We start from the raw sequence: 23892 nt of genomic DNA on the forward strand, positions 1-23892 counted from the left end.
GCGCTACGCGGAACGCGCAGTTCGACTGCCGGGCTGTGGTAACTCCTACCATCCCCAGCCGCTGGCCTGCTCCGATGCCCGATCAGCGGCATCGCATCGCACTCGTTCGTCTGCGTCGCGGCGCGTCTGCGAGGCACGGGCTCGCGCGTCGGCCAGGACAATCGGGACACGCTCCAGCGGCTGCGGTCCCGAGCAGCCCAGCTGCCGGGCCAGCTCTTGGTTGGTCGTGATGGTTTCCAGGGCTCGTGCGGCGGCAGCGTATGCCTCACCACGTTCCCCTTCGGGCACTCGTGGTCCGAGCGGTGTGACCGGCACCATGACCTGGTAGCGGTCGCGGTAGGCCACGACCTGGCGCATCGCCGCCTGCCATGCCCCGCGTGCCCGGACGCCCAGAGGCGGCGGGGCGATGGTCTCCATCCAGAGCTGCGGGTTCGTGACCGCGTCCTCGACCAGGGCGTCCAAGCGTGTCTCGATGAGGTCGGCATGCCGGGCAAGCCACGCCCGTACGAGCGGATCGATGACCGGTCGCTCGCTTCCTGCCTGTGCGGTGTCGCTGGCCAGGGCTGCGCCGTCGACGCCGATGCCTGCACCGGTCTGAACTTCGCTCGTGATGCGGTCGGCGAGGTGGTCGGTCATGACCTTGCGGACCGAGCCGACATCGAGCTGCTCGTGTGTCTCGGCGCCTGGTGTGTGGCCGACGGTCTGGGCGACGTGCTCGATCAGGGGCCACCACTGGTCCAGCTCGACTCGCCCGTAGAGATGGTCGACCAGCGCACGCAGCATCGGGATTTGCCGCTCGAAGTGGTCCAGACCCCGGATGGTCTGGAGGTTGGGTTCCATCGCGAACCACATCAACGGAACGGTCTCTGCCAGCGTGCTCGCTAGGGCCTCGGGATCGTCGGTCGCGGTCTGGGCGGGATCAGTTGGCAGGTCCAGTGCTTGGGCGTGGGCGGCTTCCTCGGGGGTGAGCATGGCCCAGACCCGGGCCGCTGCGGTACGCCCCGCGGGGTCGGGGTCCAGGGCGACGATCAGGTCAGCCAGATCCCTACCTGTCGCATCTCGCAGCGCTTGCAGGTGCTGCTCAGTGATGCCGGTACCGCCCGCGGCGACCGGCACGATCTGGACCCCGGTCTGCTCCGCGAGCCGGGCTGCGGCCAGGTGCAGGGCGGCGTGGTCGGTCGGACCCTCGACGAGGACCGGCCGTGCCCCGGCCGCCAGCCGGGTGACTGCGTCGGGGTCGAGGCCGTAGACGAGCTCGCCCTTGCGGTACGCCGCCGTCTCGGGGGTGTTCAGGTACTTCGGGGCACGCCCATCGCACGCGTCCGCCTCGGTGGGGTTGATGCGGCCGGTGACGCCGACGACGGTCCCGGCCTGGTCGCGGTAGGGGAACACAATCCGGTTGCGGAACTTGTCGATGACCCGCCCGCCCCGGGTCCGGGTCGCCACTCCAGCTGTGACGAGCTGGTCGGCCGTGTACCCCAGGGACTGCAGATGATCGGTCATGCTGGTCCACGTGCCGGGGGCAACACCCCACTCCGCGTCGGTCAGACCGCGGCGGGTCATGTACCGGGTGGCCCAGTGCTGGGTGGTCTTCTGCCGGGTCCACCAGGTCCAGGCGTGGCCGGTGATCTCGACCACCAGCTCCCGCTCCCGCACGTCAACTGCCATGGGCTCCTGGGCGTCACCGACCCCGGTCGCTTCACGATCCGTGCCAGCCGGGACGCTCTGTGCATGCGTGGCGCCGCTGTCGGTCCCAGCCTCGCGGGACGATGCGTCATGTGACGACGTGGTCGCTACCGGGTCATCAGGGCCGTCCGCGCCGACCGTCGGCGCGTCAGAGGCCCAGAGAATCTTGTCTGTGGTGTCGGGCGCGGTCGTGATCCAGGCCGGCAGTCCCCGCTCGTCGTGGTCGTGGGGGCGGGGTAGGCCGATGCGGTGGTGCAGGACCTTCGCGATCGACCGGGCGTCCCCGAACCCTGTCCCGGCCGCGCGGCGGACCACGGTCGCGGGGTCGGCACCCGCGGCTTCGTGCATGGACAGCCGCTTGGCCAACACCGGCCATACCTCGTCGGTCAGGACACGGTCCGCGTCCCGCGCAGGCAGCACGGACCGCGCGGCCTCGGCCAGGCGCCCGCTACGGTCCGGCTCGAGGAACGTCATGTACGCGTCCTCGTACTCCGGGACCAGGCGCGCCAGCGAGTGCGCGTAGTCCCACTCCTCCTCGATCACCCTCGACGCGGACTTCTCCTCGCCATCCCGGTCCAGGACACCCTTGAGAGAGTTCAACACCGCCCGTTCAAGGTCTGGCTGGCGGTGCGGGTCAAGGTCCAGGACGTCGTCGGTCTCGACGTAAACCCGGTTCGAGTCCCGGCCGCGGGTGATGGCGGTGTAGAGCTCGTTGCGGGTCATCCCAACCCCGACCATCGCGTGCGAGGTGTCCACGGTCATGCCCTGCACCCGGTGGATCGTCGCCGCGTACCCAAGCTCGACGTGGGCGGCCACATAGTCCGCCGGCAGCACCACCGTCGCCCCAGACTCCATGTGCCGGGCCTGCAGGGCACCGTCCTCACCGCAGGCGACGACGCGCCACAGGTCGCCGTTGCGGACCCACTCCCGGGCCCAGTCGATGTGCCCGTCGTCGTGCTGGGCGCGCAGGTGGCGGTTGTTCAGCCGGGTCACGATCACGTCGCCGATCCCGGCCCGGTTCTCGTCGTGCAGGACCACGCCGTCTTCCTCGACCTCGCCGCGGGTGACACGGTGCAGTCGAGCGCGGGCGGAGAGCTCGGTGACGAGGGTGTTGGTCGCGGCGATCATGATGGTCTTGCGTCCGTGGTCGGAGTCGGTCTGCCAGTTCGCGAACATCTCCTCAGCCATCTGCGCCGCCGACCCGCCCTGGGTGCGGTGCTGGGTGAGGTAGAAGTCCAGGCCACGGTGGTCGCCGTCCCGGACCTTGAGGGAGGCGGCGGCTTCGCCGGGGGTGTGGAAGCGGTGGATCTGCGTCAACTCGACCGCACCCGCCTGCTCCGCAATCAATCGCAACGCACCACCAGCGGCGACGGCGCCGAGCTGTGCGGGGTCGCCGAGCAGTCGGACGCTGCCGCCGGCGGCCTGGGTGATGGCCAGGACGTCGGCGAGGGCGAGAGTGCCGGCCAGACTCGCCTCGTCCACCAGGACCACCGTTCCTGGCTCGACCGTGAGGCGTTCGCGCAGGCGTTCCCCGCCTGCGCCTTGGCTGGCCAGGAGGAACATGTCCAAGGTCTCCGCTGTGATCCCCTCGCCGAGGTCCGCGCCGAGGACTTCCGCGGCGGCGGCCGACGGGGCAAGGGCGATGAGCTTGCCACCCGACTCCCGGACGGCCGTCGCGAAGGCGCGCATCGCGGTGGTCTTCCCGGTCCCGGCAGGACCGATCCCTGCCGCCAGAACCGTGCTCGTCGCGAAGTGCACCACCAGGTCCCGCTGCCCGCGGTTCAGGACCTGACCCTTGTCCACCCGGACCTGCTCGATCGCTCCCTCGACCGCGGCTGGGTCGATGATCAGGCCGCCGGGTGTGCGGGCGGCGGTCAGGAGCTGGTCTTCGGCTTCCAGGACCGCCAGGGAGGTGTACCGGGTGGAGCCGTGCACGAAGTAGACGCTCTCGCCGTCCTTGCGGCGCATGACGTCTGGCGGCTCGTTCAGGTCCGGGGGCGTGATCACAAGGCTGCCGGCTTCGGCGTGCCCGGCGATTGTTGCGGCCAGGGCGAGCAGGTCGGTGCCCTTGGGGGCGTGCTCTCGGGCCAGGCGGGTGGCCTCGGCCTGCAGGTGGTAGGTACTCCACGTCGCCCGCCTGCCCGCCACGTTCGTGAGGCAGGCGTCGACGAGGTCGCCCTGGGCGAGCACCTGTGTGGCCATGTCTGCGAGGGCGATCTGGCGGCCGGTTGGTGTGCGCCACCGGAGTTGTCGGAAGGCCTGCGCGCGCGGCCACGCCGCAGCAACGCGCTCGACCGCGTCAGTAACGTCCTGGATCGCCCACCGGGCAATCCCCCGACCGGCGAGGTCCCGGGCGACGGCGGGCCACAGATCCTTGAGCTCATCGACAACGACCTGCCCCGTCTCCGGGCGGGGGTTGAGCGCACGGGCGAGCATGCTCGCCACCGCGTCCGTGCCGCCCAGGATCTCGGCTGCTATCCGGGCCCACTGCGGCAGCCGGTGTCGCAACCCGACCGAGGCACCCTTGCCCTGCCGGGTGTCCAAGTTGGCTTGCTGCGCCAATTGGTAGGCGGTCTTCGTCGCGGGCTCGTGCCCGTACTTCGCCCGGTACTCGGCCCGGAGGGTCTCGTAGGACTCCTGGATCGCGGCGCGGCGCCGGGAGAACGCGTCCCGCAGTTGCTTGGGGATGCCGACGATCTCGCGGACGCCTTGCTTGCCTCGGCCGCGGGTCTCGGTGTGGAAAGCGACCCCGACACGCTCGACCAGGAGCTGTTCGATGCGGGTGTTGTACCGCTCTGACGCCGCGACCTTCAGCGCCAGCAGCACCCGACCGTCCAGGGCACGCCAGATCCCGTCCACGCCCAGCACCTTGGTGGAGACCGCGACATGGGTATGCAGGTTCGGGTCCCCGGCACGGGAGTCCAGGTGGTCGAACGCAACAGCGGTCAGGCCATGGGTGTCGATCTGCCGCACACCGCCGGCACCCCCACGAGTCAGCGCACCCTCGGTCTCGATCCACGCCAGCGTGTCCAGCCAGGCCTGGGTATGCGCCTTCGTGACCGCCTCCCGCGTGGCCGGGTCGCCCAGGCCCCACAGGACGCTAATCGACTTGGCCGGCGTGAACACCAGGTCATACCCCGCCACGGCCTTGCGGGGCTGCTGACCGCGCTTGGCCATCCACCGCGTCAGATCAGCGTCCGACACATTGCCCGGGGCGCCCTTGTCGTTGCGCTCTTGCTGCGCCAGCGCACGGGCGACGTTCCAGCGGATAAGGTCCCGCTCGATCCCCGCCTCGGGCGGACGATCGTTCTCGGCAGCAAACGCGGCGAACGCAGCTTCCAGTGCGGCGGTGTACCCGCCGTCGGGCGGGGCCTTGAACTCCGGGAACGCCCGACCCAGCGCGCCCACACGGACCGCGTCCTGCTTCGACATGCCCCGGGCCCGTGCCTCGACCTCCAGGCGCTCCGCGTCCGGGTGGCGGCCCTGCCCGAACAGGGACTTCATCTGCTTCTCCAGCACCTGCCCGGACACCCCGAGCTGCTCCAGACCGGTGCCGACCCATTGGCCGGGCGGGTTGCCGTGCTGCATGTAGTAGTCCGTCAACGACATACCCCGCCCCCGCGGCACGTCCCCCGAAGCGACCTGCTGAGTGAGGTAGGTGTATCCGCTGCCGGCGCTGAGCACGTGGACCGTCATCAAGTCCCCCACCCCCTCCCCTGAGGTCTGCTGGGCTGTTCCGGGTCGCCTCGGCGACCTCCGCTCACGGCTTGTGCATTAGGTGTGTGGCCTTCGTCGGGCGGTCCGCGGGACCCGCTGTCCGCTACTCGCCTGCCCAGCCACGCAGCCGCGTCACCGCGCCTGTCGCGTCGTGTCGTGTCGCGCGTGTGCGTCGACGCGTGCCTGCGCGTCGCTGTTGCTGTTCTTCGCCTGTGTCGCCGCTACCGGGACACAGGCGGTGGGGTCCTCGCGCGGGGACCCCACCGGGGAGGGCCGGACCTCCCCGGTGGGCACGCGAAAGAGGCCGCCATCCCCCGGTACGGGGATGGCGGCCTCCTGGACCTGTTGCTATGCGGCTCGCACTACCGCGACCCGGCGGTAACAGACTGCGGGGCGCTGACGGTCTTCTCCTCCTGTGGCTTCGCCGCCGGTCGCTGCTGCCCGCTCGACTCCTGCTTCGCGGTCTCGCGCGTCGCAGCCTCCTCAGGCGTGGTGTTGGCGGGCGTGGTCGTGACCTTTCGCGGGTTGTGGGCGGGCTGCTGCTTCTCGGTGCTCTTGGCCTTGGCCGGGGTCGGGCTGGTGTTGGCGGGCTTCGTCGAGGCCTGGCGCTTGACCTGGCCGGTGGACTTGGTCGTGGCACCAGCCGACGTGGAGGTCGGGACCGGAGGGGCGGTCCTGGCCGGTGCGCTGGCCTTCGGTGCGGTGCTTGCCGTTGCGGCCTGCAGACTGGCTGCTTCGGGGATGGCGGTGCGCAGGCCTGCGGCGATCTCCTCGACCTTGTCCAGGTCGTACCCGAAGTCCCGCAGGGCCAGGAAGTAGCGGGCCTCGCGCGTGGAGCGCCAGGTTGCCTTGCTTGTGCGGGCCTCGATCGCGGCCAGCGCCAGGACCAGGGTGATCCGCTGCACCCGGCCCGGCCTGCCCGCCTTCGCGGCCTTGGCGATCATCTCGGCGACGGCCTGACGCGCCCCGTAGCCCGGGTTCTTGATACCGAGCCATTCGGCGGCCAGGGCGTGCCCGGTGTTGCCCGCCTTGTCCAGGCTGCTGCCCTCCTGCAGCACCGACATCGCGATGAACTCGTCGGCGCCCTTCGGGGCGGTCGTCTTCTTGGCGAACTCGGACAGCCACGTGCGGCGGACGTCCGTGGCCGACTCCCAGCGCGGGTTGAACTCGCGCACCGCGTCTCGCTCCGACTTTTCCTTGCCGGTCAGCGGTACCCCCAGGACGCGGCCGTCCTTGGCGTGCTTGTTCGCCCTCGGGTCGGTGCACACGTACACGACCTTGCTGCGGCTGTACTCGTCCAGGTACGCCGCGTGACCGGGGCAGGTGCGGTGCGTCTCCTCGGTCAGGCGGTTGCCCTGCGCGTCGGCCAGGTCACCGATCCGGGTGATCTTCTTGTTGCCGTACCCAGGGTTCGGGATCTCCCGCACACCCGCCTCGCGCAGCGTCGCGCGGACCTGCGCCAGGTCCTGTGTGCGCTGGAGCGCGTCGCGCTGACGCTGGGCCTCGTGCGCGAACTGGCCCGGGTTGCTGGTGGCGACCTCGGTCAGCTTGGCGACGATCTTCGGGTGGTCCGCGAACTCGGTCAGCGTCGCGGCCTGATCGATCGTGAGGTCGTACTTGACCTGAGCGGCCCGCGCCGTCTCGGACCCGGCGACGCCGAGCGCGGCCTTCACCTTGGCCGTGGTGGTCTTGGTCCGCTTGGCGATCTGTGCTGCGGTCGCGCCGAAAAGCGCCATCTGCTGGTACCCGGCTGTGCGGTCGGCGTCGTTGATGCCGAGCCGCTGGTCGTTCTCGTGGAACTGGCTCACCAGCCGGTCCAGCGCGCTCGTGCCGCCGTGGGGCACCACGATCACGGGGTACAGCTTCAGGCCTGCCGCGATTGCTCCCCAGGTCCGTCGCGCACCACCGTCGACCAGGGTGAGCGACCCGTCCGGCTCCTCGTACACCGATGGGGGAACCCGGATCCCAAGTTCGCGGATGCTGTCGACGAAGTCCGGGTCGAGGGTCTTCTCGACGTCGCTACGGACGTTCGTCCCGAACTTCACCGTGCGCGGGTCGACGTACCGCACCTGCGCCTTCTGGAAGGCGTTACCTGCCGCCTTCTCGACGTTCTTGTTCTCGGTCTGCACAGACATAGTCGGCTCCTTGTGCCGTCCTGACCTGGGGCTACTCCCCTTGGCCTGTACCACAATTCTAAGCCACTAAGGACTATTGAGCCATTCGAAGCCGCCTTAAACCCATGCTTTTTCGGAGCGTTCGAATCTTTTGTTCATGCTTCTCTGTCGATGGCGTCGAAATCGGCCTGTGTACCGATTCTGGTTCCGGGCACCTGGGCCTTGGCCTTGCTCGCGACACCACGCCACCAACGCACCCCGAACCGCTCCACGTCTCCTTGCTGAGGTCGTTCTCCTTCCCCGTACACCACCGCGCGCGGTCGCGGCATCGCCCGCAGTTCGGCGACAAGCTCTGCCACCGCTCGCTCGGTCGCCTCCTCCAGGAGCGCCTCGACCTCGGCGATCTGGGCGGCGAGTCGCACCGGGGTGAAGGTCTTGCCGCGTTCCCAGTCCCGGATCGTGTCGGCGTTGTTGCCGAGCAGTCGAGCCAGGTCCGACTGCGTCAGCCCGAGACTCTCCCTCTCACACAAGACCTCGGCGCCCGTCATTCGCTCTGCCAACACGTCGTTCGCTCCAACCTTGCGTCCTGGATCCGCAGCTCGTCTTCGTCACCATCACCCGGAAGCCCCGAGAGTGGGCCTGATCCTAGTTCGGCGCAGGTTTCCGCGACGGCCGGCAGGGATGCAGAGGCGGGCGCCCACGGGCTCGGCGCACGCCCTCTCCGCCAGCGGGGAGCGGCACGATTTCAGATGGTGAATTCATGACGCTATCGCCTTGCGGAGCCCGCACACCTATGGTGTGCGCTCTTTTTGGACATTCGTCCAAAAGGGCTGAGGTCTTGACGTAGCGGCCACGTGTGCGACCGAGCGAACGGCTTGGTGTGCGCATCTGACCTGCAGCGATGCGCGCGCACACCATGGTGTGCGCGCAATGAGGTGTGCGCAGAGCGTGCGCTCATCTGCAACGGTTCCACGCGTGACATCTGCAACCAATTTCACGCCAGCGCCCAGCGCAGTCTGTTTCACGCGCGTAACAGAAAGGCTATTTGCCTTGCATGAACGATCCAGATCGGGGGTAATGGTTTCCCCCAGTTTTCACCCGCGCGACGCATTCGACCTCGTCGGCGATCACGGCGGACCGTCCCAGCGGCACGCCAAGGGAGGCAGGCCCCCCAGCATGCGAACCACGCGACCTGTTCTCACAGCCGTAGTTCTGCTCACACTGGCAGCTGGGTGCACCGGTGCCTCAAGTGAGGCTGAGCCAGCCACGACGGCGTCGTCGTCCACGCCCCGAGCAACCGCTGCGCCGAGCGTCACGCCATCATCAGCGACCGAGCAGGAGCGCGCCGCGAGCAATGCAGAGCGAGCAGCCCGGGACTACTACCGGGTCCTTGACGAGCTGGCGGCCGATCCGACCCAGCCCTTGGCTCGCTTGAAGCGAGTGACGTCCAGTGTCTCGCTCCAGGCGTGGCAGCAGGAGCTTGAAACGTTCCGGGCCGACCAGTGGACGGCGACGGGCACGACGAAGATCGTGCAGCTCTCGGTGCAGACGGTGTCCTTGGACAACTCGGATCCGGGCGCTGGGACCGTTCCTACCGTCCAGATCGACGTCTGCTACGACGTGAGTGAGATCGACGTCGTCGATGCGCACGGGAACTCGGTGGTGCCAGCGGATCGGCCCGATCGGGCATGGGAACGGCTGCAGGTCGCGAACTACGACTACGACGCAGAGCCAGACGATGCCTGGCGCGTCGCATCTGGCGAGACCCTGGAGAAGGCGCCATGCGACGCCGCCTGAGCATGACGCTGGTGAGCACCGCCGTGGGGCTAGCCCTTCTTTCAGTGTTCGTAGGGCCTGCCGAAGCCTCGGACCCGGTGAAGTGTGAGCAGACCAATCGGTTCACCAACTCGTGCTTGGTCCAGGCGATCGAACCGTCGACGCCCTCGCGGCCCGTCACCGACATCTCCACCGGCGAGGGTCCTCGCGGCGAGGAGCCGGTCGAGAAGAAGCCGTCGGGTGCCACGGGGCCGGGCTCGCCGTGTATCTGGAAGGCGGAGGCCTGGTACTCCGCCGGCGACTCCTCGCCCGTGCCGTGCACATCGGAGCACGGTGTCTGGAGCAACGACTGGAACTGTTACGTGAGCCGTGGCCCGGTCGATCCGCAGCCACCGGCCACGGCGTCGGAGTGGGACGGGCATTCTCCAGGCGATGGCGCGATCTATGGGTGCTACAACGTGGCGGGTGGCTTGCGGGGCACGATGTGGCTAGCGGAGCCCCCGAATGCGACCGATGCCGGTCCTACGCCCGGTGAGGTGGCGCAGATAGCTGTCGAGCGGATGAACCTGCGCGCGGTCGAGATCGGGATGTCCCCGGCCCCGAACGGTCCCGGCGTCGTCGCGTTGCCGACGTGGTTGTGGGTCCAGGACCCGGGCGAGCAGACGTTCGGACCGGTCACGCGCACGGCGTCGGCGGGGTCGGTGACGGTGACCGCGACCGCTCGGGTGGAGCGGATCGTGTGGGACATGGGCGACGGCACCCAAGTGGTGTGCGCCGGCCCAGGCACGCCATACGAGCCCCGTTTCGATCGATCGGAGTCGCCGGACTGCGGGCACACCTACACCCGCGAGTCGGGGTATCAGCCCGGGCAGGAGTACACGGTCACGGCCACCAGCGAGTGGGTCGTGGAGTGGGAGGGTGCCGGGCAGTCCGGGTCCCTGGACGTGGAGGACCTGTCGAGCAGCGTGCAGGTCTCGGTCGGCGAGGCACAGGTACTGGTGAACTGACGCGCTGCCAGGCAGGGCAGTCAAGGGGGTAGCAGGGATGACGAGCACGACCACGCAAGGGTCATCGGCGCCGGGTGCGCCACCGGCAGGAGCCAGGCTCGCGCCACCGAAGCTGAAGCGACGTCCCATCCTGGCGATCGTGATGATCGCGGCGATCGGCGTTGGCGCGTTGGGTGCGGTGCTGTTGGTGGCGACGCTGACCGATACCCGCACGGTGCTGGTGGCCAGGGACACGATCGTGCGGGGCTCGGTCATCACGGCCGAGGACCTGACCGAGACGCAGGTCGGGGCGGACGTCGCCCTGGACCTGATCGGGGCCGGGGCACGGGGCGACGTCGTCGGGCAGCGAGCCGCGTGGGACGTCGCGGCCGGTGCTCCACTGACGACCGGGGTAGTGACCGCGGAGCTGGTACCACCGTCGGGGATGTCGGTGCTGGGCATCGTCCTGCCGCCGCCCGTCTCGCCCGGCCTCGCGCTGCTGCCCGGCGACCGGGTGCGCGCGGTCGTCACTGCGGTCGACGGCGCCAGCGAGCAGGCTCCGACGTTCCACGAGGCGCAGGTGGTCGCGGTCAACCCCCCTGCTCCGGACGGGCAGACCGTGGTCGACGTCCTGGTCTCCCACGAAGAGGCGATCACGCTTGCTGCTGAGGCCGCCGCAGGGAAGGTGACGCTCGTCCTGGACTCCCGCGAGCTCGACGAGCAGAACGCCACGCCGCCCGCCGACGGGACGGAGCCTTCCCCCTCGCCCAGCGCCTCGCCCGAGACCGGGGAGGGCTGATGGCGGTCATCGCGCTCTGCTCGGCCTCAGGCTCACCGGGCGTGACCACGACCGCGCTCGGGCTGGCCGTCGCCTGGCCGCGCCCGGTCACGATCATCGGGGCCGACCCGGTGGGTGGGTCCGCGATCCTGGCCGGGTGGTTCCAGGGTGCTCGGGACCACGACACGGGTCTGTTGGATGTCGCGTTCGCGGCTGAGCCGGTCGCTGAGGCGTTGGATCGTGTGGCGGTACCCGTCACTGAGGGGGTGCGTTTTGTGCCCGGTGCCAGGTCGCACCTGGAGGCACGAGAGCTGGGCAACCTGTGGGCGCCGCTAGCGGACGTGTTGGCCGGTCTGGACGCGGCCGGGCAGGACGTGATCGTCGACGCCGGACGTCTCGGCATGGCCGAGTCACCACGGCTGTTGCTCGAGCGCGCCGATCTGACGGTGCTGGTAACCCGAACGGATCTGCCCGCACTCGCGGCTGCCCGGTCGCACGCCGACCTCGTCGTACGGACCCGGGCGTGGAAGCAGGCTGGGCTCCTGGTCGTCGGTCCCGGCCGCCCGTACTCCGGGCGCGGAGCGGCCAAGCTTCTCGGGTTGCCGCTGGTCGGACAGATCGCCCATTCCACCAAGGACGCCGAGACCTACCACCAGGGCACGACACCACGCCCTCGGTTCCCCAAGGGAGCCTTCGCCCGTTCCCTTCAGGAGACCGCGCGCGCCCTGCGCGGGCAGACCTCCCTCGGTACTCCCCCGGCTACCACGCCGTCCGCCGAACCGGACGGTGCAACGGACAGGGCCCAGGAGCGGGTACCGGGTCCAGCGGCGGTATGGGCAGCCGCTGCTGATCGGCGACAGGAGCAGGCATGACGGCCGAGCCCCGCACTGAGACACCCGAGGGTACCGACCCGGCGGACGTTCCATACTTCACGCGCCCCGTGCCGCACGAACTACCGCCGAACCTACGCCGCAAGGCCAACCCCTGGGTCGGCACCGGGCAATCAGAGCCCACAGCCACAGGCAACGGACCATCCCCCGCAGGTTCGGCTCCGGGGCACGACGGTGTACTCAGCGATCACTCTGCTGTCACGGTGTCGCGGTCGGTGCCGGTCGACTGGGAGCTGGTCGCTGCGTTGCGTGAGCAGGTTTCCACCGAGCAGGCCGAGCGGTTCGAGCCCGGCACCGACGCACTGGTCCGAGAGGAGGCGGGCAAGGAAGCGATCAACCGGTTGGTGAAGCAGGCCTCCACCGACCGCCGCAACGACGACAAGGCCGAGTTCACGCTTGCGCAGCGGGAGGCGCTGCGCGACGCGGTGTTCAACAGCCTGTTCCGCATGGGCCGGCTGCAGCCTCTGCTGGACAACGACGACGTCGAGAACATCGAGATCTACGGTCACCGCAATGTTCAGCTGCAGCTCGCCGACGGCACCTGGGTAGCCGGGGAACCGGTCGCGGACTCCGACGACGAGCTGATCGACCTGATCCAGGACATCGCCTCACGCACCGGTTCCGGTGCCAGGCCGTTCTCCGAGCGGAACCCGTACGTGGACATGCGCCTGCCCGGTAGCGGTGCCCGCCTGGCCGCCAGCGCGTGGGTGACCGACCGGCCGGTCGTCGTCATCCGGCGCCACCGCCTGGTCCAGGTCACTCTCAACCAGCTCGTCGAGCTGGGCATGCTCGACCCGTTAGTGGCCTCGTTCCTGGCCGCAGCGGTCCGGGCACGCAAGTCGATCGTGGTCTCCGGCGCGGCCAGCGCCGGCAAGACCACCCTGACCCGCGCGTTATGCGACCAGATCCCGGCCGGGGAACGGATCGCGACGTTCGAGACGGAGTACGAGCTCGGCCTACAGGATCTGCGCTCGAACGTGATCGCGTGGGAGGCCCGCCCCGGGTCCGGTGAGGTCGGGCTGGACGGTCGGCAGGCCGGGGAGTCGACCATCGCGGAGGCCTTGTGGCGGTCCTTCCGGTACAACCGGTCCCGCCTGATCGTCGGGGAGGTCCGCGGCTCGGAGGTCTGGCCGATGATCAAGGCGATGGAGTCCGGCACCGGGTCGTTGTCCACCACGCACGCCACGAGCGCGGTCGCCGCGATCCGGAAGCTGGTGACGTGCGCGATGGAAGGCGAGGAGCAGGTCACGCACGACCTGGCGACCTCCAAGCTGGCGCACGCGATCGATCTGATCGTGCACGTCGACCTGTCCTACGACCCCACCAGCCAGACACCGCGCCGCCAGGTCGCCGAGATCATGTCCGTGGCTCCCGGTGAGCGGGAGACCGGGTACGCCACCACCCAGATCTTCGGGCCCGGGCCGGACGGGAACGCCGTGCCGAGCACCATGCCTGACCTGGACCATCAGGGCCTGGAGGCTTACGGGTTCGACCTGCAGGGCTTCACCGAAGCCTTGCAGCGCCCCGGTGTGTCGGGTCGGGCCACGGCGGGGGTGCGGTCATGATCATCGCGGCCCTGTGCGGCGCCTTGATCTGCGGCGGTCTGGTCGGCCTCGTTCACGCGCTGCGCCCCGTACCGCCGGCCCTCCCGCAGACCGCGCGCCCGCCCCGCATCAGTGTCATCGATCGTGCCCGAGCCGCGTTCGGTCGGATGCCGCGCCGCACCCGGATCCTGCTCGGGATCGGGCTCGTGGCCGGCCTGGTCGCGTGGCTGATCACCGGCTGGCCGCTGCTCCTGCTTGTTGGACCGGTGGTCTCCGTCGGAGTTCCGTCGATGCTGTCCAACCGGGCCCAGAGCGAACGCATCGCCCGCCTGGAAGCGATCCAGGACTGGACGAGGTCCCTGGCCGGGTCGCTCTCGGGTGGCAAGGGCCTGGAGAGCGCACTGCGGTCCACGGCGTGGACGGCGCCGGCCCCGATCGCACCACAGGTCCAGTCTCTGGCGGCACGGCTGGAGTCGAGTTGGAATCCGCGGTTGGCGCTGTCGGCGTTCGCCGACGACCTCGCCGACCCGACCGCGGACATGGTCGCCCAGTCCCTGGTCACCGCCATCGAGCTGCGCGGACCCGTCGCCAAGGTGCTGGACGACCTGGCCGACGACGTCGCCGACCAGGTCCGCGCTCGCCGCGAGGTCGAGGCCAGCCGCGCTACGTACCGCGCTACCGCAACCTGGCTGACCGTCATCACGGTCGGAACCCTCGGCGCGATGCTGCTGAACGGGACCTATATCGAGCCCTACCGCACCCCGTTTGGCCAGCTCGTCTTCCTCGTACTGGCCAGCTTCTTCGCCCTGACCCTGTTCTGGTTCAACCGGATGTCCAACGGCACCGGACCCACTCGCCTGTTCACCGCCGGAGGCCGTTCATGACCGGGCTCTTCTGGGCCGGGCTGACCGGCGGCTCTCTCGCGCTCGCCCTCGCCCTCCTGGTGGTCCAGCTCTTGCCCGCGCACGTCGACCTCGCCGACGGCTTGACCCGCCTCGCCCCGGCGACCCACCCGTCCCGGACCCGGCCACACGATCAGTCCGTGCCGAGCAGCACCGAACGGCTGGGACGGTGGGGCAGCGACCACCTGCCGGCCTCGCTCTGGCTGCGCACACCACACCGCGACCTGGCACTGCTCGGCATCTCGCCCGCCCGGTTCTACGGCGAACAGCTGGTCTGCGCCGTCATGGGAGTGGTCGCCGCTCCCCTGCTGACGCTGGGTCTCGGCCTACTCGGCATCCAGGTGCCGTTCACCGTCCCGGCGCTCGGTGCAGCGCTACTGGCCGCCGCGCTGTTCCACATCCCGCACTACACCGTGGCCGACAAGGCGACCAAAGCCCGCACCGAGTTCCGACGTGCCCTGTCCCTCTACACCAGCCTGCTCGCGCTGCGGCGCATAAGCGGCTCCGGTGTCCCCCAAGCCATGGAACAGGCCGCCCAAGGCACCGGGTCCTGGGTCCTGAACCGCATCGCCATCACCCTGGCCCAGGCCCAGATGTCCGGGGCACGGCCCTGGGACGCGCTGAAGGACCTGGCCGACCAGGTCGGCGTCGGCGAGCTGCGCGACCTGGCCGAGACCCTCGAGCAGTCCGCCACGGAGAACACCGCGATCTACGACAACCTCCGCAAGAGCGCCAAGGCGCAACGCAACGCCCTGCGCAACCAGGACCTCGCCGCCGCCAACGCCATCGCCGTCCGCATGAGCGCCTCAGGCGCCGTCATGGCCCTGACCTTCATCGCCCTGCTCATGGCGCCGTCGCTCATGCGCCTGCTGACACCTGTGTGACACCTACCCCGCCCAGACCTCTGAAAGGACCGGCGTGCCCACTCCAACCGTGCACACCTCGGACCAGCCACCCGTGCTGGTCCGGCATGAGCGCGCCCGGGCCGGAACCGAAGCGCGCACACCCTGGTGTGCGCGCCATCGTCGGCAGGCCGGGCAGGCCTCGATCCAGACCGCGATCCTCCTGCCGCTGGTGTTCTTCCTGATCATCGCCGCGGTCCAGGCGACGTTGTGGTTCGCCGGACGCCAGGTCGCGATCGCCGCTGCCAGCGAGGGCGCCCGCGTGGCCGCCGCCGAGGTCGGCACGACCGGCAGCGGGCAGGCTGCCGCGGTCCAGTTCGCCAGCACCACCGGGCGTGGCTTCCTCCTGCTGCCCCGCGCGACTGTCACGCGCAACGACACGACAGCCACGGTCACGTTGACAGGCCGCACCCAGTCGCTCGTGGCCGGGTGGGACCTGACGATCACCCAGTCCGCATCGATGCCCGTCGAACGCCTCACGGCTCCGGGGGCGCCGTGACCCGCTCAGGCAATGCGCGCAAGGACCAGCGAGGCCAGTCCGAGGCCGGGGTAGCTGCGATCGAGGTTGTCGCCGTGGCTCTCCCCGTCATGGCGGTGTGCTGGATGATCGCGTTCTTCGCCCTGTACACGCTGGCCCACCAGTCCGTGCAAGCCGCTGCGGCCGACGCCGCCCGGACCGCCTCCCTGGCCCGCACCGCACCGGAGGCGCAGTCCGGAGCGCGCGCCACGGCGGCCATGACCCTGGTCAACCAGGACCTGCGCTGTGCGGCCACGGACGTCGCCGTGGACACCGCTGGCCTGCTGGCCCCTGCAGGGCAGCCCTCGACGGTGTCCGCCACGGTCACCTGCCACCTCGATCCGATCCGGCTCGGCATACCCATCGGACAGCCAGTGACCATCTCGGCGTCGATGTCGTCGCCCGTCGATACCTGGAGGTCCCAGTGACGCGTCCCCCCGTTGCCGACGCACTGCCGGCCGGGCAAGACCCTGAGGCGGGTTCGATGCTTCCGTTCCTGGTCGTGTGCGTGATCACGCTACTGCTGTGCGCGGCCTTCGTCGTCGAACTCGGCGGAACCCTGCACGCCCAGCAGCGCGCCAACGACCTGGCCGCCCAGGCAGCACGCACCGGCGGACAACAGATCGCCCTCGCCGCAGGTACGACACCCGGGTCCCAGACCTTGACGGTCGACCCCTACGCCGCCCGTGCCGCCGCGCAGACCTACCTGTCCACCGCAGGAGTCTCCGGGGTCGTCACCGTAGCCGACGCCACGCTCACCGTGGCCGTCACGGACACCTACCAGTCACCGATCGTCAGCTCGATCGCCGGGCCCCGACAGGTAACCGGGACGGCGACCGCACGCCTGGTGCGCACCCTCGCCGGAACCGAGACCGGAGGCCAACCATGACCACCCCGCTCAACAGGCGAACCGCACACCCTGGTGTGCGGCCCACGACCGGTGACCGACTGCGCGGCCTGGCCGCGACGATCGGACTGTTGCTGCTAGTGGTCGGCGTCCCCGTCGTGCTGGAGTTGGCGCGCCACCGGCTCTTGCCCACAGGGTTCGGGTGGGACGACCTCGGGCTGGTTCTGACCAGTGTCGGGAGCACCACCCTGGTCGTGATCGTGCTGGGCTGCGTGACCTGGGCGGCCTGGGCCTACTTGACCTTCACGATCGTCCTCGAGCTCGTCGCGCTGAGCGGCCGCATCGCGATCCCAGGGCGGCTCGGGTTTCAGCGCGGTCTGGCTCGACGCCTGCTGACCACCGCGTCACTGCTGTTCGCCGTATCCGTACCACCCGCGCTAGCCCAAACCCCGGCCGATGCAGCCACCTCACACACGAGTGCGCACACCACCCCAGCCACCGGCGACGGATCAGCCCGCACACCAGCGCGCACCACCGCGCACACCGGACCCAACCAGGGTGAACGCCGCTCGATGTCCGGACCCGCACGGCCACGAACCGTGGCGTACACGGTGGTCGAAGGCGACAGCCTGTGGAGCATCGCCCGCGACCAGCTCGGCGACCCCATGCGGTTCACCGAGCTCAAGGACCTCAACCAGAGCGTCCTGGCCGGCCGGCCCGACTTCCTCGTCCCCGGAACCGTTTTGCGCCTGCCCGCCCCACCGGCCAACGACACCGAAGACAACGCTGGACCGGAGGTGGCTGCGACCGAGACGGCGGCGAACCACGATGCACCGCGCGACGCGACCTACGTCGTCCAAGGCGGAGACACGTTGACGCAGATCGCCCTGGACGAGCTCGGCGACGCCGACCGCTACCCCGACATCGCACACGCCTCCCGGCAGACCGTGCAGCCCGACGGAGACCGGCTCACCGACCCCGACCGCATCAAGCCGGGCTGGCGCCTGACCATCCCCGCCATCACACCCGCCCCGTCGAAGCCCACCGCATCCACATCCGCGCGCGACACAGCCCCAGAGGGGTCTGCCGGTGAGGAGACAGCAGCCGAGGGCTCGGATGCCTTGCCCCGCACGCCACCCGAGCAGAGCCCGCCGCAGGAGCGACCGAGGACCGACACGTCTACCGACGAGACCAGCGTGGACCCACCCACCTCAGCTCCGGATGAGCGCGCACACCAGGGTGTGCGCGACAACGCCACGTCCCCGGAGACGGCCGAACCGGCCCCGCACACCAACCCCTGGGCAGGGCCGACGACGCCAGGATCCGACCCCACTTCGGCGCCCAGGGGTACCGGCGAGCGGCAGACCACCAGCGCGCCGCCTGCACCGGAGGAACCGGCAGAGGAGGACCGGAGCGATTTCGTGGGTCCGGCGTGGCTCGTGCCGGGGCTTGCCGGTGGGGGCGCGATGCTCGCGGCGGGACTGCTGGTCGCCCTGCGCCGCCGTCGCGCGACCCAGTGGCGCTACCGGTATCCGGGCCACCGCATTGCCCGCGCGCATGACAGCACGGTGCCGGTCGAACGCACGATCACGACCACCGGGCAGGCCTGGGTCGGAGACATCGACGCCCTGGACCGTCTCCTGCGTGGCCTGGCCGAACCACACCGGGACAACCCGACCGGGCGGATGCCCGCTCTGGTCGGCGTCGAGCTCACCGGGACCGACGCCGTCGTCCACCTAGCCCAGCCGGCGGACCTGCCGTTGCCGTGGGTCGGGTCCGGCACCCGGTGGACCACTGCCTTGTCGGAAGCTCCGACCGAGTCCGTGACGAACGATGTGTTGGCGCCGTACCCGCTGTTGGTGACCGTCGGCATGGATGAGGCCGGGCACGTGTGGCTGCTCGACCTCGAACAGGCCCGCACCGTGACCGTCACCGGCGACCACGAATCGGTCGACGCCTTCGGGCGGTACATCACGGCCGAGCTGCTGCTGCACCCCTGGACCGAGAACACCACCCTGCACACCCTGGCCACCGGCTGGGACGTGACCGGCCTGTCCGACTTCCGGCACCACCACGACCACACCGACGACCACGACACGCTCGCCTGCGTCAGCGAGGTCGACACCGCCGTCAAGACCCGGCGGGAAAGCGCTGGGCGCGAGCGGGACGAGTCGCACGCCCTCATCGCCTCACCAGGCATCGGGACGACCACACGGTCCGCCCTGCACACCCTGACCGCGAACCTGCACCCGGACCGGGACTGGTCCGGCGACCAGGCCGACAACGCGGCAGGTGGCCGGACCGGCGCCGCGGTGGTGCTGCTCGGCGCGGCTGCTGGACCGTCGACTGTGCTCGCCGCGCCGGCCTCTGCCGGGCTCGTCCTCGACATCGTGGAGGGCCGGCTGCGCGTGCCCGCCCTCGGCTGGGACCTGGCCGCAGTCGGGCTGGCCGAGCACGAGCTGGCCGCGTCGGTCGCCATCGTCGAGGTCACCCGGGCCGCGGAAGAACCAGCCCGGTCCACGACCCTGGAGCCGGTCGGTCTCGCACCGGCCCGGACGGCACCGCTCGAGCCTGTCCACGCGGGGCACGCTCCTGCTGCGGCGGGCGCGGAGACGCCGGCAGCGCAGCCGCGCCCGGTCGACCCGCAAGCACCGGCCGGCCCCTGGTCACTCCTGCCCGCGCCGACCGCCCGCTACGTCGAGGCAGCTGCCACCACGGCACAGGACGTCGAGGTCCTCGCACCGGTGGTGCCACCACAGCGCCCGGCGAGCGAGACGGCCCACGCCGCGGACCCCACCCTGGACCAGGACGTGACCGCGTGGTTCGACCCCGACCAGTACAGGCGTCCCCGGCTGATGCTGCTCGGGCCGGTGACCGCGACCGCATACGGCAGGATCACCGAGCACACTGCACGGCTCAAAGCCCTGCATGTGGAGACCCTGGCCTACCTCGCGCTCCGTCCTCGTGGTGTGACTCCGGCGGAGCTGGCCGAGGACTTCGCGATCGCGGAAGGCCGTGGCCGGTCGCTGGTCACCGGAGTGCGTGCGTGGCTCGGCACCGACCCCGCCACCGGGCGGCCTTACGTCCCCGGCGCGAACAAGACGACCGCGTTCGCTGCATCGGGTACGCCCGCCTACCAGGTCGAGGGGCTCTTGGTCGATATCCACCTGTTCCAGCGTCTGCAGGCCCGGGCGCGGGCCGGGGGTGCCGACGGGATCGATGATCTGGTCACCGCGCTGAAGCTCGTGCGTGGTCGCCCGTTCGACCAGACCCGCGCCAAGGGGTGGACCTGGCTGTTCAAGGGCGACCGGATCGACCACACCATGACCGCGGCGATCGGTGACGTCGCCCACCTGGTCCACACCCGTGCGATGGCCGAGGAGAACATCGAGCTGGCCAGGTGGGCGGCACAGGTCGGCAAGCAGGCCAACCCCGACGACGAGACCTCACGGCTGGACGACATCACCATCCAGTACGTCACCGGGCACGCCGAGCTGGCCCGCAAGCGACTGGCCGAGGAGATCTACGACCGCAGCGATGACGAGTGGCCGCCGCCCGACCCGCCCGAACGCACCCGCGAGATCACGGCCCGGCGTGACATGACACCGCGACCGTCCGGCAAGAAAGATCGGCGAGCCTGAGGAGCGGGTCTGCTCGACGCAGGTCCCGGTCCGAGAGGCGAGCGAGACGGCAGAGCCCTGTCTCTCCGCGCCATAACGCCGCCGGGTCACGGGTGGAACGTCGGGCTCGGCGACCCATGCGATAGCGCGCACGGGCGGCCGTGCGACGGGCAAGCCAGGGCGCACCGAGTAGGTCCAGAGAGAAGGGGCGGCGGACCTTGCACACCTGCGACAGATTGCGCGCGCACCTGCCGCACACCCGGCCACGCTTCCTGATCTGGACCGGCTTGCGCGGCCCCTTGTAAGGCTCGCAACCCCTGTTTGAAACGAATTGGTGTGCGCTCCTGACCAGCACGAACACCGCGCGCACCCGTGGTGTGCACGGTGGTAGGTGTGCGGAAAGCGTGCGCTGGATCGTCAAGGTCGAGCCATGGACACCACGCACGAGCTCGACCCGGCGCCGTTGACGGCTGCCCGGCGCGCTGCCGCAACCAGCAGCACTGGTGAGGCTGCCCGGGTGCTCGCTGCCGCGGGCGTGCCGGTCTTCCCCTGCATCCAGGGCAGCACCCGCCCACTGACGGTGCGAGGCCTCCATAGCGCGTCTACGGACCTGGACCGGGTGGCGTGGTGGTGGTCGCGGTACCCGACCACCAACCTCGCAGTCCCGACGGGGTCCGCCTCCCGGCTCGACGTCCTGGAGGTCCGCACCGACCGCACCCTGTCGGGTATCAGCGCGCTCCAGAGCGTCATGCGGGCAGGCCTGTTGCCCCGGCCGGGACTGGCGATCAGCACCCCGACCGGTGGTCTGAGCCTGATCTTCCCTCGCTCACCGCAGACCACCCAGCCGTCCTGGGACGCACCGCGGTCAGGTCTCAGATTCCATGGCGATGGCGGCCACGTCCTCCTGCCACCGTCAGTGGTTCTCCGCGCCGACGGCGTCGTCGCGCACTCCCAGCTGGTCGGTCCCGGTAGCGACCGCACGGGGCCGGTCGACGCGGACCTGCTGCGGCGCCTCGTTGCCCCCGACCCCACGCGACACGGACAGCCGGCGCTGGCACCCGACGTCGCGACGCGGTCAGGACAGAGGTCGGGCCACGCCGCTGGCCCCCGCCCCGTGACACCGACGGGTGCGAAGTCGATGTTCCGTCCCGATCCCGACGGCTCCAGCCGCCGGCCCCCGGAGGTGATGAGCCTGTGAACCCGCAATCCCCGCACTCGCAGCACGGCCGAGGCACCCGCACCCAGCCGGATCAGCCGAAGAACCCGACCCGGTCTCCTGGCACCGATCCGCACGCCTTCGACGACCAAGCACGCCGCAATACCACCCGGGCGAAGGCCCCGGCCCGCTCCGCCAGGGACCGGGAAGTCGCGTGGGTTCGTGCCGGGGACCTGCCCTCGCTACTCGCCAGGCGGGTCCTTGTGCGCGGCGTCGACCTGCACGCCGCGATCGTGCGCCGAACCCTGCGCCGGCCGACCGCAGCGGCGAAGAACGCCGCCGGCGCCGCCAAGCGGCTCCTCACCCCGAGCGGCCGGCGACAGGAACGAACCGAACCACAGCAAGGCACCGAAGGGATGGGCATTCGATGACCACCACCACGCTACCCACCACACCCGAAGCCGGCACGGCCCAGGGCGAGCGGCCGTTATTCACGACCGGTGAGGGCCTGCGGATCCTGCTGCTCCGTCTGCACATGGACGGCCAGCGCGCCTGGTCCACCGACCCGGAGGCCACCGAGCTGATCGAGTTCTGCATGGCCAGGTACGAGGGCATGGCGAAGAAGTACCGGCAGACGCCGCACGACGCCGCGTTCGCTGCGTTCGAAGTCCTGCGAGCCCCCGCGACCGTGGAGGCCGACGACCCTTGGGGCGTTGTGACCCGGGCGGTGCAGCTGTCGTTGATGGCCGAGGACCGGGCCAACGGTCTGCTGTGTGACCAGTCGCGTGCACGCCGGCTGCTGACGTCCGACCAGCACGACGCCACCCGGTTCAGTGACTACGAGCTCGACGGCGCTCGGTCGATCGAGTCGATCACCGGTGAAGCAGTTTCGGTCGACCCGGTGCTGCTGGACCACCTCGATGCGGACGACGACATCGTCTCGTCGCGGCCGTCGCAGGTCGCGGCGGTCGAGGCCCGCACAGCGTTGGATCTGGCCGCCAAGGTTCTGGCCGGTTTCGGCTGGGATCCCGCCGACGCCCGGGCATGCCTGGACTACATCACCGAGCGCCTGACCATCACTGGAGACACGGCTCGGGCGTTCGAGTACCTGCGCCGGGACAAGACCGCGCTGGGCAGGTTCGATCTGGAGCTGCGTCGGTGGACCGCTCTGTGCGCCGTCGTCCTCGGACACCCTCACCACCCCGCCCTGGTGGTCCGCGACGGACTGCTGGTCCGACTAATGCGCGGTCAGCGCACCACAGAGCTGCTGAGCGACACCCGCCTCGTGCGCGCGCTCCAGGCGGCGAGCCCCGAGGCATCGCCGGGTCGCGTCCACGCCGCCGCTGGTTCGCCGCGGCCCGATCTGCGGGTGGTGTGCGATGCCTGAATTCAAAGCCCAGAAGCAGGACACTGCAGAAGGTCTGCTGCGCCTGGACGTCGCCGTCGACTCGATCACAGTCGGTGACCGGCACCGGCACGACCTGGGGGACATCGACGCGCTGGCAGCTTCGATCCAGCGGGTCGGGCTGCTGCAGCCGATCACCGTGACTCCGGACATGGTGCTGGTGTGCGGGTTCCGGCGCCTGGTCGCGATCCAGCGCCTGGGGTGGACCACGACCCGGCCGTGGGTGCGGCGCGGGATCTCCACCCGGTTGCAGGAAGTGCTGGCCGAACGCGACGAGGAACAGCTGCGCAAGCCTCTCGACGACGTCGAGGCGGCGCAGCTGTACCGGGAGATCAAGCAGCTGATCGCCGAAGACGGAGCGCGCCGCAAGCAGGTCACCCAGTTCGGCGGTACCGGCATGCCCGCCGACGGCCCGGGAACCACACCATCCGGTGTTGATGCGACCGACCACGCAGAGGTTGGGGACAAAACGGAAAATTATGGTTCTGCCAATTTGGCAGAACCGTATGACCTGCGAACTTCCCGCCGGCAGGCCGCGCAGATGGTCACCGGGAAGGCGTCCTACTCCCGCCTGGACCGGATCGCGGCCATGTCGGACATCGCCGAGGACCCCGCCCGGCCCGACCGGGTCCGAGCCCTGGCGGCCGACGCCCTGGAGCAGGTCCGGGCCGGTGCGTCCGTGTTTCCGTTGTACGACCGGGTCAAGGCCGAGCTCGCCGCGACCGACCCGACCGCCCAGGCGGTCGAGCCTGTCAGCCAGGACGAGGTCAACGAGGTAGTCGCCGCCGCCGTCCAGCGTCTGAGCCAGCCCGAGCCCGCCCGGGACACCCGCGGCAAGGGGCGGCACTCGCTGCGGGCGTGGGCCCTGCTGTGGGAGGGACTGGACGGGTGGTGGGAGCACTACGACCCCACCGACGTCGGCGCCGGCACCGACGAGAAGGACTGGGCCGTCTTCGAGAACGTCCTGGACCAGACCACCAGGTTCGCCGCCGCAGCCCGCGCCGCACGAGACCAGGCACAGGCAGCCCGCCGCGACCAGAGGGAGGCATGAC

Annotated in this window: 18 protein-coding genes; 15 read left to right on the forward strand and 3 right to left on the reverse strand. The window is 70.2% G+C overall.

All coding sequences use genetic code 11. The features are described 5' to 3' along the window. Positions 1–45: 45 nt before the first annotated feature. The 3 genes from mobF to AB0I32_RS00715 form a co-directional block, all read right to left on the reverse strand. The gene (gene mobF / locus AB0I32_RS00705; protein WP_357501811.1) at positions 46–5382 is read right to left on the reverse strand and encodes a MobF family relaxase; all 5337 of its coding nucleotides are present in this window, start codon (positions 5380–5382) and stop codon (positions 46–48) included. Positions 5383–5765: 383 nt separating this feature from the next. After that, complete coding sequence (locus AB0I32_RS00710) at positions 5766–7538, reverse strand: ParB N-terminal domain-containing protein (RefSeq protein WP_357501813.1); 1773 nt, start codon at positions 7536–7538, stop codon at positions 5766–5768. A gap of 134 nt (positions 7539–7672) precedes the next feature. Next, positions 7673–8065, reverse strand: a complete 393-nt coding sequence (locus tag AB0I32_RS00715; protein ID WP_357501815.1) for a helix-turn-helix transcriptional regulator — start codon at positions 8063–8065, stop codon at positions 7673–7675. An 892-nt stretch (positions 8066–8957) separates the two neighbouring features. On the opposite strand from AB0I32_RS00715, the gene AB0I32_RS00720 reads away from it, so the two are divergent. The 15 genes from AB0I32_RS00720 (at position 8958) to AB0I32_RS00790 (ending at position 23891) form a co-directional block, all read left to right on the forward strand. Then, positions 8958–9314, forward strand: a complete 357-nt coding sequence (locus AB0I32_RS00720) for a hypothetical protein (protein ID WP_357501817.1) — start codon at positions 8958–8960, stop codon at positions 9312–9314. 515 nt (positions 9315–9829) lie between these two features. Further along, positions 9830–10300, forward strand: coding sequence for a hypothetical protein (locus tag AB0I32_RS00725; RefSeq protein WP_357501819.1), 471 nt, complete (start codon positions 9830–9832; stop codon positions 10298–10300). A gap of 37 nt (positions 10301–10337) precedes the next feature. Then, positions 10338–11078 (forward strand): SAF domain-containing protein, encoded by a 741-nt coding sequence (locus AB0I32_RS00730; protein WP_357501821.1) that lies wholly within the window; start codon positions 10338–10340, stop codon positions 11076–11078. A 41-nt stretch (positions 11079–11119) separates the two neighbouring features. After that, complete coding sequence (locus AB0I32_RS00735) at positions 11120–11929, forward strand: hypothetical protein (RefSeq protein ID WP_357501823.1); 810 nt, start codon at positions 11120–11122, stop codon at positions 11927–11929. A 221-nt stretch (positions 11930–12150) separates the two neighbouring features. Continuing rightward, positions 12151–13512 carry an ATPase, T2SS/T4P/T4SS family gene (locus tag AB0I32_RS00740; protein WP_357501825.1) on the forward strand — a complete coding sequence of 454 codons (1362 nt, stop codon included), beginning with the start codon at positions 12151–12153 and terminating at the stop codon, positions 13510–13512. Next, on the forward strand, positions 13509–14375 hold the full coding sequence (locus tag AB0I32_RS00745) for a type II secretion system F family protein (protein WP_357501827.1): 867 nt from the start codon (positions 13509–13511) through the stop codon (positions 14373–14375). Before AB0I32_RS00740 ends, AB0I32_RS00745 begins: the two co-directional genes overlap by 4 nt. Continuing rightward, complete coding sequence (locus AB0I32_RS00750) at positions 14372–15277, forward strand: type II secretion system F family protein (protein ID WP_357501829.1); 906 nt, start codon at positions 14372–14374, stop codon at positions 15275–15277. The genes AB0I32_RS00745 and AB0I32_RS00750 overlap by 4 nt, the downstream gene beginning before the upstream one ends. Before the next feature lie 34 nt (positions 15278–15311). Then, a complete protein-coding gene (locus tag AB0I32_RS00755) occupies positions 15312–15794 on the forward strand; it encodes a TadE family protein (protein ID WP_357501831.1) in 483 nt (160 codons plus the stop codon). Further along, complete coding sequence (locus AB0I32_RS00760) at positions 15791–16240, forward strand: TadE/TadG family type IV pilus assembly protein (protein WP_357501833.1); 450 nt, start codon at positions 15791–15793, stop codon at positions 16238–16240. Before AB0I32_RS00755 ends, AB0I32_RS00760 begins: the two co-directional genes overlap by 4 nt. A 56-nt stretch (positions 16241–16296) precedes the next feature. Further along, on the forward strand, positions 16297–16701 hold the full coding sequence (locus AB0I32_RS00765) for a pilus assembly protein TadG-related protein (protein WP_357501835.1): 405 nt from the start codon (positions 16297–16299) through the stop codon (positions 16699–16701). Further along, positions 16698–20300, forward strand: a complete 3603-nt coding sequence (locus tag AB0I32_RS00770; protein WP_357501837.1) for a LysM peptidoglycan-binding domain-containing protein — start codon at positions 16698–16700, stop codon at positions 20298–20300. The genes AB0I32_RS00765 and AB0I32_RS00770 overlap by 4 nt, the downstream gene beginning before the upstream one ends. 409 nt (positions 20301–20709) lie before the next feature. After that, the gene (locus tag AB0I32_RS00775; RefSeq protein ID WP_357501839.1) at positions 20710–21477 is read left to right on the forward strand and encodes a bifunctional DNA primase/polymerase; all 768 of its coding nucleotides are present in this window, start codon (positions 20710–20712) and stop codon (positions 21475–21477) included. Continuing rightward, entirely contained in the window at positions 21474–21866 is a 393-nt protein-coding gene (locus tag AB0I32_RS00780; RefSeq protein WP_357501841.1) for a hypothetical protein, read from the forward strand. Before AB0I32_RS00775 ends, AB0I32_RS00780 begins: the two co-directional genes overlap by 4 nt. After that, positions 21863–22822, forward strand: coding sequence for a hypothetical protein (locus AB0I32_RS00785; protein WP_357501843.1), 960 nt, complete (start codon positions 21863–21865; stop codon positions 22820–22822). The genes AB0I32_RS00780 and AB0I32_RS00785 overlap by 4 nt, the downstream gene beginning before the upstream one ends. Further along, complete coding sequence (locus tag AB0I32_RS00790) at positions 22815–23891, forward strand: ParB N-terminal domain-containing protein (protein WP_357501845.1); 1077 nt, start codon at positions 22815–22817, stop codon at positions 23889–23891. The genes AB0I32_RS00785 and AB0I32_RS00790 overlap by 8 nt, the downstream gene beginning before the upstream one ends. Position 23892: the final 1 nt, after the last annotated feature.

The organism is Promicromonospora sp. NPDC050249 (assembly GCF_040656015.1).
In the GTDB taxonomy this organism is placed as follows: domain Bacteria; phylum Actinomycetota; class Actinomycetes; order Actinomycetales; family Cellulomonadaceae; genus Promicromonospora.

Excerpts from the sequence above, each read along its gene's own strand:
- mobF (WP_357501811.1), bottom strand. The coding sequence starts at position 5,382 with ATGACGGTCCACGTGCTCAGCGCCGGCAGCGGATACACCTACCTCACT.
- AB0I32_RS00710 (WP_357501813.1), bottom strand. The coding sequence starts at position 7,538 with ATGTCTGTGCAGACCGAGAACAAGAACGTCGAGAAGGCGGCAGGTAAC.
- AB0I32_RS00715 (WP_357501815.1), bottom strand. The coding sequence starts at position 8,065 with ATGACGGGCGCCGAGGTCTTGTGTGAGAGGGAGAGTCTCGGGCTGACG.
- AB0I32_RS00730 (WP_357501821.1), top strand. The coding sequence starts at position 10,338 with ATGACGAGCACGACCACGCAAGGGTCATCGGCGCCGGGTGCGCCACCG.
- AB0I32_RS00745 (WP_357501827.1), top strand. The coding sequence starts at position 13,509 with ATGATCATCGCGGCCCTGTGCGGCGCCTTGATCTGCGGCGGTCTGGTC.
- AB0I32_RS00750 (WP_357501829.1), top strand. The coding sequence starts at position 14,372 with ATGACCGGGCTCTTCTGGGCCGGGCTGACCGGCGGCTCTCTCGCGCTC.
- AB0I32_RS00765 (WP_357501835.1), top strand. The coding sequence starts at position 16,297 with ATGCTTCCGTTCCTGGTCGTGTGCGTGATCACGCTACTGCTGTGCGCG.
- AB0I32_RS00770 (WP_357501837.1), top strand. The coding sequence starts at position 16,698 with ATGACCACCCCGCTCAACAGGCGAACCGCACACCCTGGTGTGCGGCCC.
- AB0I32_RS00775 (WP_357501839.1), top strand. The coding sequence starts at position 20,710 with ATGGACACCACGCACGAGCTCGACCCGGCGCCGTTGACGGCTGCCCGG.
- AB0I32_RS00785 (WP_357501843.1), top strand. The coding sequence starts at position 21,863 with ATGACCACCACCACGCTACCCACCACACCCGAAGCCGGCACGGCCCAG.
- AB0I32_RS00790 (WP_357501845.1), top strand. The coding sequence starts at position 22,815 with ATGCCTGAATTCAAAGCCCAGAAGCAGGACACTGCAGAAGGTCTGCTG.